The 14,570-nt window shown below is 37.7% G+C and carries 11 protein-coding genes; 6 read left to right on the forward strand and 5 right to left on the reverse strand.

All coding sequences use genetic code 11. From position 1 onward, the window contains the following. The first annotated feature begins 141 nt into the window (after positions 1-141). The 4 genes from DKG77_RS08475 (at position 142) to DKG77_RS08490 (ending at position 3,279) form a co-directional block, all read left to right on the forward strand. Positions 142-567 carry an organic hydroperoxide resistance protein gene (locus tag DKG77_RS08475; RefSeq protein WP_109662150.1) on the forward strand — a complete coding sequence of 142 codons (426 nt, stop codon included), beginning with the start codon at positions 142-144 and terminating at the stop codon, positions 565-567. A gap of 151 nt (positions 568-718) precedes the next feature. Next, the gene (locus DKG77_RS08480; RefSeq protein WP_109662151.1) at positions 719-1,261 is read left to right on the forward strand and encodes an RNA polymerase sigma factor; all 543 of its coding nucleotides are present in this window, start codon (positions 719-721) and stop codon (positions 1,259-1,261) included. Then, a complete protein-coding gene (locus DKG77_RS08485) occupies positions 1,245-1,838 on the forward strand; it encodes a hypothetical protein (RefSeq protein WP_109662153.1) in 594 nt (197 codons plus the stop codon). The genes DKG77_RS08480 and DKG77_RS08485 overlap by 17 nt, the downstream gene beginning before the upstream one ends. Further along, positions 1,810-3,279, forward strand: coding sequence for a DUF4097 family beta strand repeat-containing protein (locus tag DKG77_RS08490; protein WP_109662155.1), 1,470 nt, complete (start codon positions 1,810-1,812; stop codon positions 3,277-3,279). The genes DKG77_RS08485 and DKG77_RS08490 overlap by 29 nt, the downstream gene beginning before the upstream one ends. Before the next feature lie 181 nt (positions 3,280-3,460). Here DKG77_RS08490 and msrA read toward each other — a convergent pair whose 3' ends face one another. Further along, entirely contained in the window at positions 3,461-4,144 is a 684-nt protein-coding gene (gene msrA / locus DKG77_RS08495; RefSeq protein ID WP_109663681.1) for a peptide-methionine (S)-S-oxide reductase MsrA, read from the reverse strand. An 87-nt stretch (positions 4,145-4,231) separates the two neighbouring features. Here msrA and DKG77_RS08500 point away from each other — a divergent pair, with 87 nt between their 5' ends. Next, complete coding sequence (locus tag DKG77_RS08500) at positions 4,232-4,912, forward strand: peptidoglycan DD-metalloendopeptidase family protein (protein WP_109662157.1); 681 nt, start codon at positions 4,232-4,234, stop codon at positions 4,910-4,912. A gap of 182 nt (positions 4,913-5,094) precedes the next feature. Further along, positions 5,095-5,322: a hypothetical protein gene (locus tag DKG77_RS08505; protein WP_109662159.1), complete on the forward strand. Its 228-nt coding sequence runs from the start codon at positions 5,095-5,097 to the stop codon at positions 5,320-5,322. A gap of 252 nt (positions 5,323-5,574) precedes the next feature. Here the strand turns inward: DKG77_RS08505 and DKG77_RS08510 are convergent, their stop codons facing one another. The 4 genes from DKG77_RS08510 to secA form a co-directional block, all read right to left on the reverse strand. Continuing rightward, positions 5,575-7,152: an amidohydrolase family protein gene (locus tag DKG77_RS08510; RefSeq protein ID WP_109662160.1), complete on the reverse strand. Its 1,578-nt coding sequence runs from the start codon at positions 7,150-7,152 to the stop codon at positions 5,575-5,577. Positions 7,153-7,159: 7 nt separating this feature from the next. Continuing rightward, positions 7,160-9,673: a M14 metallopeptidase family protein gene (locus tag DKG77_RS08515; protein ID WP_109662162.1), complete on the reverse strand. Its 2,514-nt coding sequence runs from the start codon at positions 9,671-9,673 to the stop codon at positions 7,160-7,162. Positions 9,674-9,714: 41 nt separating this feature from the next. Further along, positions 9,715-10,932 carry a sensor histidine kinase gene (locus tag DKG77_RS08520; RefSeq protein WP_109663683.1) on the reverse strand — a complete coding sequence of 406 codons (1,218 nt, stop codon included), beginning with the start codon at positions 10,930-10,932 and terminating at the stop codon, positions 9,715-9,717. Positions 10,933-11,095: 163 nt separating this feature from the next. Next, positions 11,096-14,458, reverse strand: a complete 3,363-nt coding sequence (gene secA, locus DKG77_RS08525) for a preprotein translocase subunit SecA (RefSeq protein WP_109662163.1) — start codon at positions 14,456-14,458, stop codon at positions 11,096-11,098. Positions 14,459-14,570: the final 112 nt, after the last annotated feature.

The following is a 14,570-nucleotide window of genomic DNA, read 5'->3' on the forward strand; positions in this document are numbered from 1 at the left end:
GTATTTCACACAAATTTAATGGTTGGTATTGGTTACTATCCACTTACAAGTAGTAACTTCTCTAGTTAAATATAAATGAGTCAAGCAATTTGCTTTTGTGCTATTGCTTGTTTCAGAGAATAAGAATTAAAAGACTTACAGATGAAAACTATTTTTGAAAGTAAAGCTACCAATACAGGAGGTAGATCGGGACATGTTGAAAGTGAGGATGGGGTATTGAATTTTGACATTAGTATGCCAAATTCCAAAGGAAAGCCCAATGCAAAATCCACTAATCCAGAAGAACTCTTTGCCGCGGCGTATTCTAGTTGTTTTGCTGGCGCACTTCAGGTTGTTGCTAAAGAGCACGGGGTTGCTGATTTGGGAGACTTTAGTGTAACCGCAACTATATCTTTTAATACAGATGAAGATGGGGCCTTTCTAGAAGCTACCTTAGATTCTTATCTACCAACTGTTGATAAAGAAACTGGCGAGAATTTAATAAATGCAGCTCATGAGATTTGCCCGTACAGCAAGGCCACAATGGACAACATTACTGTTCATTTAAATTTATTGATGGACGAATAGCGAACTGAAAATTTTCAAAAAAATAAGATCCTGTTGAGCCCTCAACGGGATTTTTTTGTTAAAAATCACATAAAAGAGGGCTACTTTGCAACGGCGCATTTTTTTCATCGTCCTTAATACAAACGACCAAAATACCAAATAACAGCTGCCCATGTTTCAAATTGAACTGGTAGAACAATGCAAGACTAACGACCGAAAGGCACAATTGAAGCTCTACAAGCAATATTGTGACGGCATGTTCTGTGTAGCGATGCGTTTTTTAAAAAATCCAGATGATGCGGAAGATGTATTGCAAGAATCATTCATCAAGGCGTTCCAAAGGATAGATCAGTTTAAGGGAGAAGTAACATTTGGCGCTTGGTTAAAAAGAATTGTAGTGAACAGAAGTATTGATTTTTTAAAATCAAAACATCAAAAAACCGTGGAGTTGAATGAAGGGTATTTACATCTTGCTGAGGATGAAGACTGGACTGTAGAAGATGGTATCACTATTGAACAAGTAAAAATGGCAATTGAAGAATTACCGGACAAGTATAAATATGTTGTGAAATTATTTCTTTTAGAAGGTTATGACCATGGTGAAATTGCACAAATACTGGAAATTTCTGATACTGCATCCAGAACAAGGTTATTGAGAGGAAAAGCAAGGTTAAAAGAAACACTTAAAGACAAAGCTTATGGCACAGGATCTTAGAGAATTGTTTGAAAAGGAACGTGAGCAGATCACTCACAAAATTAAAAGTGGACATGAAAATCGTTTCCTGTCCAAATTGGAAGTGGAAATGCCGACTGAGAAAAAGTCCAGTTCTCTTATGTGGTTGTCCATTGCAGCATCTGTAGTTGTGATTGTTGGGTTGGGACTTTACTTTTTTTCTTCCACTGATCATGTAGGAACAAATTCAAACCCCACAGTGGTCGAAAACAATACTTCAAAAGAAGTACAAGAAACCATTTCTCTGGGTGATCTTTCTCCAGACTTGAAGAAAATAGAAAGCTATTATGTTACCAATATTAATTTAGAACTGTCTGATTTGGAGTTTACCGGAGACAATAAAGTGATAATAGACGGCTATATGGAAAGACTTGGGGAACTTGACAAAGAGTACAATAGATTGAATATTGAACTTAATGAGATTGGGCCCAATGACCAGACTATAACGGCACTGGTTAAAAACCTGCAACTAAGATTACAGTTATTACAAAAATTAAAAACAAAGTTGAATCAATTAAAATCATCAAAAAATGAACAGAAATCATCAAATATTGTTTAATGTCTTTCTTTTTACCATGGGGAGCATTATCTGCTATGGCCAAGAAAAATCTAAGACATACAAGGAGACTTTTAATGTAGGCAAAGATGCCGTATTGAACATTGATACCAGCCATGCCGATATAGAATTTGAAACTTGGGACAAAAATCAAGTGGAAATTACTGCTACAGTTGAACTGGAAGAAGCGACAGATGAAGAAGCCAAGTCTTATTTTGAAAAAGACGCCATTAAAATTGTAGGAAACAGTAAAGAAATCACGGTAAGTACTGCAGGAGTAAATTTTGGAAATTCATTTGATTTTAGAGATTTGGACATTGTGATTCCAGATGTGTCTTTTGTAGAGCCGCTCTTTGAAAGCTTAAGAATTCCGGAATTGCCAGAACTGGAAGCTGTTCCAAGAGTCCCGGAAGTGTTTGTAATTCCAGAATTACCGCCCATGCCTCCAATACCTTTTGTCCAGTTTGATTACGACAAGTACAAAAAGGATGGGGACAAATATCTTAAGGAATGGAAAAAAGATTTTGACAAAAACTTTGATAAAGAGTATAAAGACCGTTTTGAGGAGTGGAGCGAAGAAGTGGAGCAGAGGGCTGAGGAGAGAGAGAGAGAAATTCAAGAAAGACAAGAGGAAAGACAGAAACTTTTGGAAGAACGCAATGCCCTGCGCAAAGAAGCACGCGCTGTTCGGAACGAGGCTAGAATGCAAAGGGATGAGGCTAGGGCAGTAAGAAATGAGGCTAGGCACGAGGCAAGATCAGAAAGGTCCTTTACAATCACGAGGGACACTGATTCTGATACATTTTACTTTTCCTCAGATGGAGAGAATAAAAAATATAAGGTAAAAAAGAGCATAAAAATAAAGATGCCCAAATCGGTTAAACTAAAAATGAACGTTAGGCATGGAGAGGTGAAATTGGCCGCTAACACCAAAAACATTAATGCAAGCTTGTCTTACGCAAGCTTGCATGCTTCTACCATTGATGGTGATCGAACAGACATAAGAGCATCATATTCGCCAGTGGTTGTTCAGAAATGGAATTTAGGGCAGCTAAAAACGGATTATTCAGATTTGGTCAATTTAAAAGAAGTGAAAGAACTTAAATTAAATGCTATTTCTTCTAACGTAGTCATTGATCATTTAGAGGGCAAGGTATTTGTCACCAATAACCTTGGTGATCTAAATATAAACTCTATATCCGATAACTTTTCCATCATTGATATTACTGTGGAGAATGGAGAGGTTAATTGTAAAATTCCCTCAACTCCGTTTTCTGTGTATGTTAATGAAATAGCTTCAGAATTTAAATATCCTAAAGTTCTTGCAATTGGCTCATCAGATCACTATGGCGCTATTGTTCATAAAGGTTATCATATCAATAATAAACAGGGTAAATCCATCAAGATCAACTCTAAATACAGCGAAGTAGTTTTACAAGAATAAAGGTTATTTAAGTATTAAAGTCCCAAAAACATCAATATTGATTCATCCCTGATTCTTATCTTCTCTAGAAACAAATACGGATCCTATAAAGTTTTCTTTCACCGCACCAGTATCATTATCACCATAGTCTTCGGCAAAACTTATGGGTTTTTGCATCGCCATAAGAAACTTCCTCTACGTATTAATGTGATCCCTCTTTCAAATAAGATTTGAAATTTTCCTTAAACCTATTGTACCTTGGAATTGACACGTTTCTTATATAGGAGTTGTTTGGGTTTCTTTTTTCAAAGTCTTGATGATAGTCTTCTGCTTTGTAAAAAACATCGAATTCCTTAACCTGTGTAACAATAGGACGGTCGTACACCCCTTTGGATTCTAAAAGAGTCATATAGTTCGTTATGATTTTCTTTTCTGCAGCGTTTTTATAAAAAGCAATGGAACGATATTGAGCCCCACTATCAGGTCCTTGTCTATTTAATGAGGTAGGGTCGTGAGAACCAAAAAACACTTGGACCAATTTGGTAAAGGATATAACCTCTGGGTCATAAAACACTTCTACTGCTTCTGCATGTCTGGTACGTCCATAAGCCACTTGCTCATAGGTGGGGTTTTTCTCAGTTCCACCGGAATAACCGGAAACGACTTCCTTAACGCCTTTTACACTCTCAAAAATGGCTTCTACACACCAAAAACAACCACTTGCAAAATAAGCAGTCTCGTATTCTTGCAATACTTCAGAAGAGAGTTCAATTTTTTCTATGGCTTCTTGCTGTGCAAGAACGGGTTTAATTGAGGTATTTTTGGGTTGACAGCTTGCGGATGCCAACAAAACAGATACTAAAAAGGTAATTGTTGCTATCTTCATTTTGGTTTTAGTATTTAGTTGCATCAAGATAAGAAGTATTACTTGTGTAGCTGTTAAAAATTGTTAATCATCAATGTTTTGTGCATAATGAATAGATTGGAAACATTCCTCCAAGAATATGATTCTGGCTCTATATCCATATTGGGTTCAGATATACCCCTTACGGATTATTGTCTAATAGACTTATCTTCAAACAATAAGAGTTTAGAAAGATTTGATATTACTTCGTCTGACTCCTGTCAAGAATATATAAATGAAGTTCTAAAAGACAAAAATGCAACCGTGGCTTTTGGCGGATATTTGGAACAGAGGTCATTATATGCCAAATCTGAACGTTTTCTTAGCACAGGCCAACGCAATATACATTTAGGTATGGATTTTTGGTGCAAGGCAGGTACTAAGGTGATTACTCCAATAGAAGGAAAAGTTCATAGTTTTAAAAACAATTGTGATATTGGGAATTATGGCCCCACCATAGTTTTGGAGCATGATTTAAGAGGAATTACCTTTTACACACTTTATGGTCACCTTTCTTTAGAGTCGATAGAGGGACTTCAAATAGGTATGAAGTTTAAAAGAGGGCAAATGCTTGCAACTTTGGGGACTCCAGATATTAATGTGAACTATGCCCCGCATTTACATTTTCAATTAATATCAGATTTACAGGGGTGCCTAGGCGATTATCCTGGGGTATCTTCTAAGAACGATTTAGATTTTTATCGGAAAAACTGCCCAAATCCCAACCTTTTATTGAAACTCTCTTTTTAAAACATCGATGAAATGCACGTGGAATCGATAGGGTGTTTTTGACCTTAAAAACGTTTGTCGAGGATAAAATACACTTTATCTGAAAAAGGTTCCCACACCGAAAAAAAAAGAAGGTTAAACGAGTTAAATCCAGGCTACATAGCATGTGAGGGTACATTTACATTGTAATAAAAACCCAAGTCATGAAAGCAATTTTAACCATCATCGCAATAATCTTCTTCGGAACTCTAGCAATGGCACAAGACACTGCTAAGGAAGTAAAAGTTGAAACTATTGCTATGGGTGTTGAATTGAATATTGAAATTCAGGAAACAGAAACTGAAGTTGCTAGACTTTATATGTTCAAAAATTCTAGGATTAAAAAAGAGCTTTCTTTTAGAACTAAAAGAAACAAATCTAAATTGGCTTAATCATGATTATGGGAATAGCTATTCCACTTGCTCTATTTTTTAGTACTGCGTTTGTTATTGCATCCGTGGCTTTTTCATTTCGAAAAAAAAAAGATTCGGACAACACATCAAAGAAAATGGGCCATTTTAACCAAAATGACCCACTTTAACACTTAATCGGAAAAAACTGTAACGGGGCGATATTTAAGTGGTTCTTGGAACAGTTAGAATATTTTTGCCCATCTTAACCTTTAAACCTCTAAAATATGTACGCTATTTTAATCCCGGTTGCTTTATTTTGTAGTTTAATTTTTGTTTCTGCTGCTGTACTGTTGTTTTTACGTCTTGCAGAAGTGCCTTCGCGTCGTAAATAACACCATCTTTAATGGTGTAGGTAACACCTCCCACACGAACAACTTCATTGTCTTCCGTTAATTTAACGGCCCCAGTTCCGTACAAAACTTTTAAGTTTTTAAGTGGGTTTTCTGATACTACCACAAAATCTGCCAATTTCCCTACTTCTACTGTTCCAATTTTATCAGCCATTCCCAAGGCTTCTGCACCGTTTAAGGTTGATGATCTAATAATTTCCAGAGGGTGGAAGCCGGCTTCTCGAAGCAATTCCATTTCTCTGATATATGCAAAACCATACAATTGGAAGATAAATCCAGAATCTGATCCAGTGGTCACTCTACCACCTCTGTTCTTGTATTCGTTAATAAATGTCATCCAAAGTTTATAGTTCTCTCTCCATGCCACTTCTTGCTCGGTACCCCAATCATGCCAATAGGAACCATGGGAGATTTTACTAGGTTGATAAAAGTCCCACAGGGAGGGTAATGTATAATCTTCATGCCATTCTGCCCTTCTTGCCCTATGTAAGTCACGACTGGCCTCATAGATATTAAAAGTTGGGTCAAGCGTAAAATCCAAACTTATTAGCTCATCCATGACTTTGTTCCAATGATCAGAATAGGGCTTGGCGGCTTGTTTCCATAATTTTCCGGCTTCTTCAAACCTATGCTGTTCATTTTGGTAGTTGTAACCTAGAGGATAGTTTTGAACCGTTCTATCTTCAAACAAAGCCTCAGGTAAGCCATACCAATGCTCCATGCTTGTTAGCCCTGCTCTTGCTGAATGCAATACATTCCATCGAGCAACATCCAATTGTGCATGGTGGCATGCGGAACGCAGCCCTAGTTTTTTGTTTTCGTCCAAGGCCGCCGCCATTATTTCTGGGGCTGCCCCAAAGAACTTAATGCCATCTGCACCTCTCTCGGCATTGGCCCTAACCCATTTTCTTGCCTGGGCGGGAGTGCTAATAGGTGCATCATTCAAAGGATTAAAATCTTTTGTTTTTTGCCCAAAACCTGTATATGCAAAGATTCTAGGTGCTATGATCTCATTTTTTGCGCTTTTTCGCTTCAAGTCCAAAGTCCAGTCGACCCCGCGCCCACTAGGTTCCCTAACGGTGGTGATTCCATGGCTCATCCATAGTTTAAAAACATAATCATAATCCGCCCCCTGTGCTATTCCTCCAATATGGCCGTGCATGTCCACAAAACCAGGTAAAAGGTACATGCCATTGCAATCAAGCTCTTTTCCTCCAGGTTTTAACTTGGGTCTTTTAGAATCATCTATTTTAACGCCAGGGTAACCTACCACCTGTATTTTTACAATTTTGTTGTTCTCGACCACTATATCAATTGGGCCGCGAGGTGGTGCACCATTTCCGTTGATCAGCGTAACACCTCTAATAATAAGTTGAGGAAAAGGACCTTCACTCATTTTTTCCTGTCCATTACTGAAAAGAAATTGGAAAAGAAATAAAAAACAAAGTAATTTTTTCATAAGTATATTAGTCTAGAATTCTGATTTTATCGCCCAAAAACAAGGCATTTAAAAATAACCGATTGGTGCCGTACCAAGACCCTCTAAAGTTTGGGTTATCTGCAAATAGAACCACTCTGCCGCTCCCCAATTTGCTTACAATTAAGGAAGCTGAAGGTTTTAGGTATTCTTCCATATTTTTCTTGGTAATAAATCCATCAATATGTGGGTCTTTGGAATACTTTGCTACAGTAGCATATTCGTTTTTGCTGGGCGCCAACCAGACTGAGTTGTTTTTATAAATTGGAATGGAAGTATCATTATAACCAAATGCAAGAGGATGGGTAATATCCAAATCCACTTTAAAAATTGCGCCGCCCACACTTTCTTTCCCTAGGTCTTCGGGTGCATTTACATATGCTTTGCGTTTAATGGCTTTTGTTGAATCCTTTTCTTTCTTGATTAATTTTTCATCGACTAATTTTTTGTCAACTGCCCATTTTGAAGCGGTTCCAATGGTAATCAGGGTGTTACCCTTGCTTACCCAATTCTTTATTTTTTCTTGTTGTTTTTTGCTGAAATCGTAACCGCCCGAGACCATCACCAACGTGTTGTATTTGTCTAGGTTGGCTCTTCCAAAATTTCGAACCGGGATTTTGGTTATTGGCATATGCACCCTAGTGTCCAACAGATGCCATACTTCTCCAGCTTCATAAGAACGCACTCCGTCACCAATTATCATGGCGGCTTTAGGTTTTTTTAAAGGAGAAATCCACCTACTTCCTAAATCAATGCCTTGTAAACTGTATCCTGAATTAACAGTATAAATAGGAACATGATATTTCTCTTGCGCTTGTTTCACCAACTGATAAACCGCATTTGCATCCTTTTTTTGTAGACTTACTGGAACTACAAGCGCGCCATAGCCAAACTTTTGACTTCCGCTTGTGGTGTTCGCTGTAAAAGGTTTGGCGGAGGAAGAAATAACAAGTCCTTTAGACTGTAAATAATTCAGCGCTGCCACAGCATTGTAATCATCATAATCAATGATATAGGCATATTCAGATTTGCCAATAGACGTTGTCTTTACCAAATTATCCAATGATGTAACCTTCTCACCAAGATTTAGAGCAGTGGCTGGCTTGTACTTCATATTGTAAAAATTGGCTACGGACCAGGCAGATGCATCGTAATAAACGCTATCACGGTACTTCTCATAGGTCTCAAACATGGTTTGTACCATTCTATATTGTGGTTGTCTTGTAGGTACTACGAAACTGTTGCCTGATTTATAGACATCAATTTTATGAAGAAGTAGTTTGTCAACAAATGCTTTTACGCGGTTGGGATCATGTTCATCTTTGAATGAATATCCTTTTACCCTGGTTTTGGACGCATTTGCCATTCCACTTTTAAAGAATTCTTGTTGGTACTTGCGCAAAACACCTTTATTTTCAACCGCTGCTTTAATGGTGGTTATACTGGATGTGTATTGGTTTCTTATAGTAAACGGAAACGTGATTTCTCCAAAATCCGTGGTCTGTTTATGCCCTCTTGAACTTGCTTGTTCAAATAATAGCCCCAATCCACCTTGCAAATCTGGATAGGAGGAGCCATAGCCTGGATAGGTACCGTCAAACACTTCTTTTGTAAAATAAAATGAACCGATACTATCCAAAGCTTTAGAGAAATAATCACCAAATAAATTGTTGAGGTCTACGTAATTCTCCTTTGGCATTATCGGATTCAAGGAGCCATTATCTTTCATGGGCTCAAAAAAGTAGGAACTTTGGGTCCCCATTTCATGAAAATCTGTAACTACGTTGGGATACCACTCATGATACCAGGTTAATTTGCCTCTACTCTCTGGATTGATGCCCAATAACCAGTCTCTATTCAAATCAAACCAATAATGGTTTGTTCTGCCTCTGGGCCAATACTCATTGTGTTCGGCATCTTGTGGGTCGGCTACTAGTGGGTTGCCTTGGTACATATTTGCCCATTGCGTATGTCTGTCTCTGCCATCTGGGTTTATAGTGGGATCAATGAACACTACCCCTTTATCAATGTATTTTAAAATCTCCGGACTGTTGGAAGCTGTTAAGGTATAGGCTGTTAACAAGGCAGCTTCTGAACTAGAAGGCTCATTGCCATGCACATTGTACCCCAGGTTTATGAATATGGGCACATCTTCATAGTTTGTAGGGTTTTTTGTTGGATCGGTAAATTCCAGATGCTGCGATTTTAACTGATCCAAATTTTGCAAGTTTTCAGGTGAGGTTATAGTAAGAATAACCAGCTTTCTACCTTCATGGGTTCTTCCGTATTCTTGAATAGAAGCTCTATCGGATACTTCAGAAAGTTTAGTGAGATAATTGACAATTAGGTCATGTCTGGTGTGCCTTTCTCCAATACCATATCCTAAGAATTCTTCTGGAGATGGAATGTTAGAGTTAAAGGGATGAAATTTTTTAAAGAAATAGTCCTGAGCTGAAAGAGAGGTACTTAAAAATAGTACTCCAAGGAGTAATTTTTTCAACATGTATACGAAGATTGGTTAATCTTCTAAAGATATGAAAAGGATTAAATGATTCCGTTGAAATCTTCCACTATTTCTTCAAACTCAATACGATAATAAGTGCCCTTCTTTGCCATATCTCTTGCAATGGTTCCGCGCAACTGTCTTGTAAGATTATATATAAGTTTTAATCCTAGGGATTTTGAGTTTTTTGGATCAAAATTATGGGAGTACCCTACACCGTTATCACCTAGGTACAGTTCGTAACGATTATCTTTCAGGTTTTTGAACGAAATACTAATTTCACCACCATTGTCTTCGGTAATACCATATTTAAGGGCGTTGGTAATGGTTTCATTGATAATTAGTCCTAAGGGAATCACCGTGTCAATACTCAACTTGAAATCATCTATATCTAAGTCCAATTTTATATTATTAGTATTGCCCTTAACAGATCGCAGTAAATATTCGGTAAGTTCTTTTACATAAGGTCTTAGTTCTATTTTGGATATGTAGTCATCACGTTTATAAAGCATTTCATGTACCATTGCCATAGAAACCACTCTATTTTGGCTACTCTTAATAATGCTGCTGATTTTTTCATCTGCAATGGATCTAGATTGCAGGCTCAATAAACTTGAAACTGTTTGGAGGTTGTTTTTTACTCTATGGTGCACTTCTTTTAGGAGTGTTTCCTTTTCATCAATTCGTTCTTGAATTTCCCGTCTGGATTTGTACAACTTATGATGCACCCTCAATAAATTCTTTCCAAAAACACCTCCCAATAAATAGACGGCAAAAATTACACTAAAAAAGGCAAACCAATTCCTAGATGCCATGGGTACCGTATTTTCTGAAATCTTGAAATCACCTAAATCGTAAAGAAAAATTATTGAAACAACAACTAGGTTAATAATAAGATAAACTTGGCCATAGATTTTTGTGGTTACGTAACCAGCAAATACTACAATGGCCAGTACAAAAATGAATGGACTTAGAATACCTCCGCTGAACAGTGTTATGATAGTGGCTCCAATCATTGCAAGTATGGAGGTAATATTATACGTTGCCGTTAGGCTTTTATGCTTACTAAACAAAAAAGTGTTTAGTAGGTTTAGAGCCGCATAAACAAAGAATGTGTATGGAATTATTCCTTTAATATCTAAAAGAAACAAGCAGATTAGACCTATTACAACAGCAAATAAAGAAGAATAATAGTTAACCTTGAGCACCAATTGAATTTTGTCCTGTAAACGATATTTGTCCTTATTAGGAATTTTCATATGTTGCATTGGTTGTCCTCCCTTACTACAGATTCTTGTTAAAATGAGGCAGTAAAAGTAGCTTATTAAGGAGTGTTTAAGCTATAAATCTAAATATGTTTTTCATATAATAAAAACGACAACTCTAAAAAGCTGTCGTTTAATTGTTTTCTGTTTATTGGGGTTAGTCTTCCACTAATACCCATTCACCTTTGAGTATGAGAGGTTCCGCTTGTTTGTATTTAACAGTCTTACTTTCCCCCGACATTACATTTTTAATAGTGACCCGGTCATTTCTTCCAATTTTCGGCTTCTCTCTAACAATTGTTTCTGTCACGGGAGGTCTTCCTCTTTGAGTTTGCCCAGCTGCCCTATTTTGAGCGGCCAATTCATCGCTGTTGGGGATTTCTTCTTTTGAAGTTTGTATGTTTTCCTTTGGCCTACGAACATTTCTGGCCTCTTGAATCTGATTTGTATTTTCTGAAGGTAATTCTCCTTTGAACAAGAAGGAAATAATCTCTTTGTTCACCTTGTCAATCATTTCTTTAAAAAGTTCAAAAGCTTCGAACTTGTATATTAAAAGAGGATCTTTTTGTTCGTGAACTGCCAATTGTACGGATTGCTTTAATTCATCCATTTTACGCAAATGTGTTTTCCAAGAATCATCTATGATGGCCAAAGAAATATTCTTTTCAAAATCAGTGATCAATTGTTTTCCATTACTGGAATAGGCCCCTTCCAAATTGGTTACTACGTTGAGAGATTTAATGCCATCTGTAAACGGAACTACAATACGTTCAAATTTATTGGACTGATCTTCATATACCTTTTTGATTACCTGAAAAGCTACCGTAGCACTTCTCTCCATTTTTTGCTGATAGAAATCATAAGCGGCATTGTAGACACTAGTTGCAATCTCCTGAAAACTCAACCTTTTAAATTCCTCTTCAGTTACGGGAGAAGTAATTGAAAAATATTTGATCAATTCAAACTCAAAATTTTTGTAGTCATCTGCGGCTTTGTTGGTATCGGCAATAACTTCAGACGTATCATAGATCATATTGGCAATATCCACTTTAAGGCGTTCTCCTTGTAATGCATGACGTCTTCTTTTGTAAACAACCTCACGCTGAGCGTTCATTACATCATCATATTCCAGCAAACGCTTACGAATGCCAAAATTATTCTCTTCTACTTTTTTCTGGGCACGTTCAATGGATTTGGTCATCATCGAGTGCTGTATTACCTCTCCGTCTTCCAAGCCCATGCGGTCCATCATTTTTGCAACCCTGTCCGAACCGAACAAGCGCATTAAGTTGTCCTCTAATGAAACATAGAACTGTGAGCTTCCCGGATCACCTTGACGTCCAGAACGGCCACGTAACTGTCTGTCCACTCGTCTTGAATCGTGGCGCTCTGTGCCTACAATGGCCAATCCACCAGCATCTTTTACCTCGGTACTCAGTTTAATATCGGTTCCACGACCTGCCATGTTGGTAGCAATGGTAACAATACCTGCATTACCGGCCTCTGCAACAATATCTGCTTCTTTTTTATGAAGCTTTGCGTTAAGTACGTTGTGTGGAACTTTTCTAACGCTCAATAGTTTAGAAAGCAGCTCAGATATTTCTACTGATGTGGTACCTATCAATACAGGTCTCCCTGCATTTGATAATTGGGTAACTTCTTCAATAATGGCATTGTACTTTTCACGCTTGGTCTTGTAGATAAGATCATGTCTATCATCACGTGCAATGGGCCTATTGGTTGGAATCTCCATTACATCCAACTTATAGATTTCCCAGAATTCACCGGCTTCCGTAACAGCTGTACCGGTCATCCCAGCCAGCTTGTTGTACATTCTAAAGTAATTCTGAAGAGTAATGGTAGCAAAAGTTTGGGTCATGGCCTCAATCTTTACACTCTCTTTGGCTTCAATTGCTTGGTGGAGACCATCGGAGTATCGTCTTCCGTCCATAATTCGACCAGTTTGCTCATCTACGATCATAACCTTGTTTTCCATGACCACATACTCTACATCTTTTTCAAAAAGGGTATAAGCCTTTAACAATTGGCTCATGGTATGGATTCGCTCACTTTTAACGGCAAATTCTTTAAAAAGCTCTTCTTTGAGTTCAGCTTCCTTTTCAATCTCTAAATTTTGATCTTCTATTTTTGCAATTTCGCCACCAATATCTGGCATTACAAAAAAGTCCTTGTCCTGATCTCCAGAAATGTAATCAACCCCTTTGTCCGTTAGTTCAATTTGATTGTTCTTTTCATCAATTGTGAACAACAACTCTGCATCAACCTTGGGCATTTCACGGTTATTGTCCTGCATATAGAAGTTTTCGGTCTTTTGCAGCAACTGCTTCACACCTTCTTCACTTAAGAACTTGATAAGCGCCTTGTTTTTTGGCAAACCTCTATGCACTCGCAATAGTTGAAACCCGCCTTCTTTTGTATCTCCTTCGTTAATCAACTTTTTGGCTTCTGCCAATACACCTGTTAAATATTGTCTTTGTTTTTGAACAATATCGCTAACTTTTGGTTTTAATTCATTGAATTCGTGTCTGTCACCCTCTGGAACCGGACCAGAAATGATCAAGGGCGTACGGGCATCATCCACCAAAACGGAATCAACCTCATCCACTATGGCATAATGATGCGGAGGCTGCACTAGGTCATCTGGTGTATGGGCCATATTGTCTCTTAGATAGTCAAAACCAAATTCATTGTTGGTACCATAGGTAATATCAGAGTTGTAAGCTGCTCTCCTTCCTTCGGAATTTGGTTGATGTTTATCTATACAATCCACGGAAAGACCATGAAATTCAAAAATAGGAGCCATCCATGCACTATCCCTTTTAGCCAGATAATCGTTTACAGTTACCAAATGTGATCCTTTGCCAGGCAATGCATTCAAGTAGAGTGGAAGGGTGGCCACCAAAGTTTTACCTTCTCCGGTTTGCATCTCTGCAATTTTTCCTTGGTGCAGTGCTATACCTCCAATAAGCTGAACATCATAGTGCACCATGTCCCAGGTAACTTCTTTTCCGGCTGCGTCCCAAGAATTTTTCCATACGGCACTGTCCCCATCAAGGGTAACATAGTCTTTTGAACCAGAAAGTGACCTGTCAAATTCAGTGGCGGTCACGGTAATGGTTTCGTTGGCCGCAAAACGTTTTGCGGTTTCCTTGACCACAGCAAAAGCTTCTGGAAGAATAGTATTTAGAGTATTTTCCGAAATTTTGTAGGCCTCTTCGTTCAGCTTATCAATTTCAGCATAGATTTCTTCATTGCGATCTATATCTGTTGAATTTTGAACTTCTTCTTTAAGGGCTTTGATTTTATCATCTAATTCCTTGCAATCATCTTGTATCTGAGATTTAAAGGAAATAGTTTTTTGTCTTAGTTCATCGTGGGACAATTCTTCAAGCTGTTTTTCAAAGGATTTTATCTCTTTGACCAAAGGCTGTAGCGATTTTACGTCTTTTTCTGATTTATCTCCAACAAAAACCTTAAGTACGGAATTAATAAAGCTCATGAATAATTTTTCTTTTGGATTGCAAAAGCTGTTCCATTGTCCAGAGAAGGGTAGAAACCTTTTGCTAGGCTGTCAAAATTACATAAAAAAAAGCCTCAAAAGAGACTTTTTA

The organism is Flagellimonas aquimarina, assembly GCF_003149745.1.
Lineage (GTDB): Bacteria > Bacteroidota > Bacteroidia > Flavobacteriales > Flavobacteriaceae > Flagellimonas > Flagellimonas aquimarina.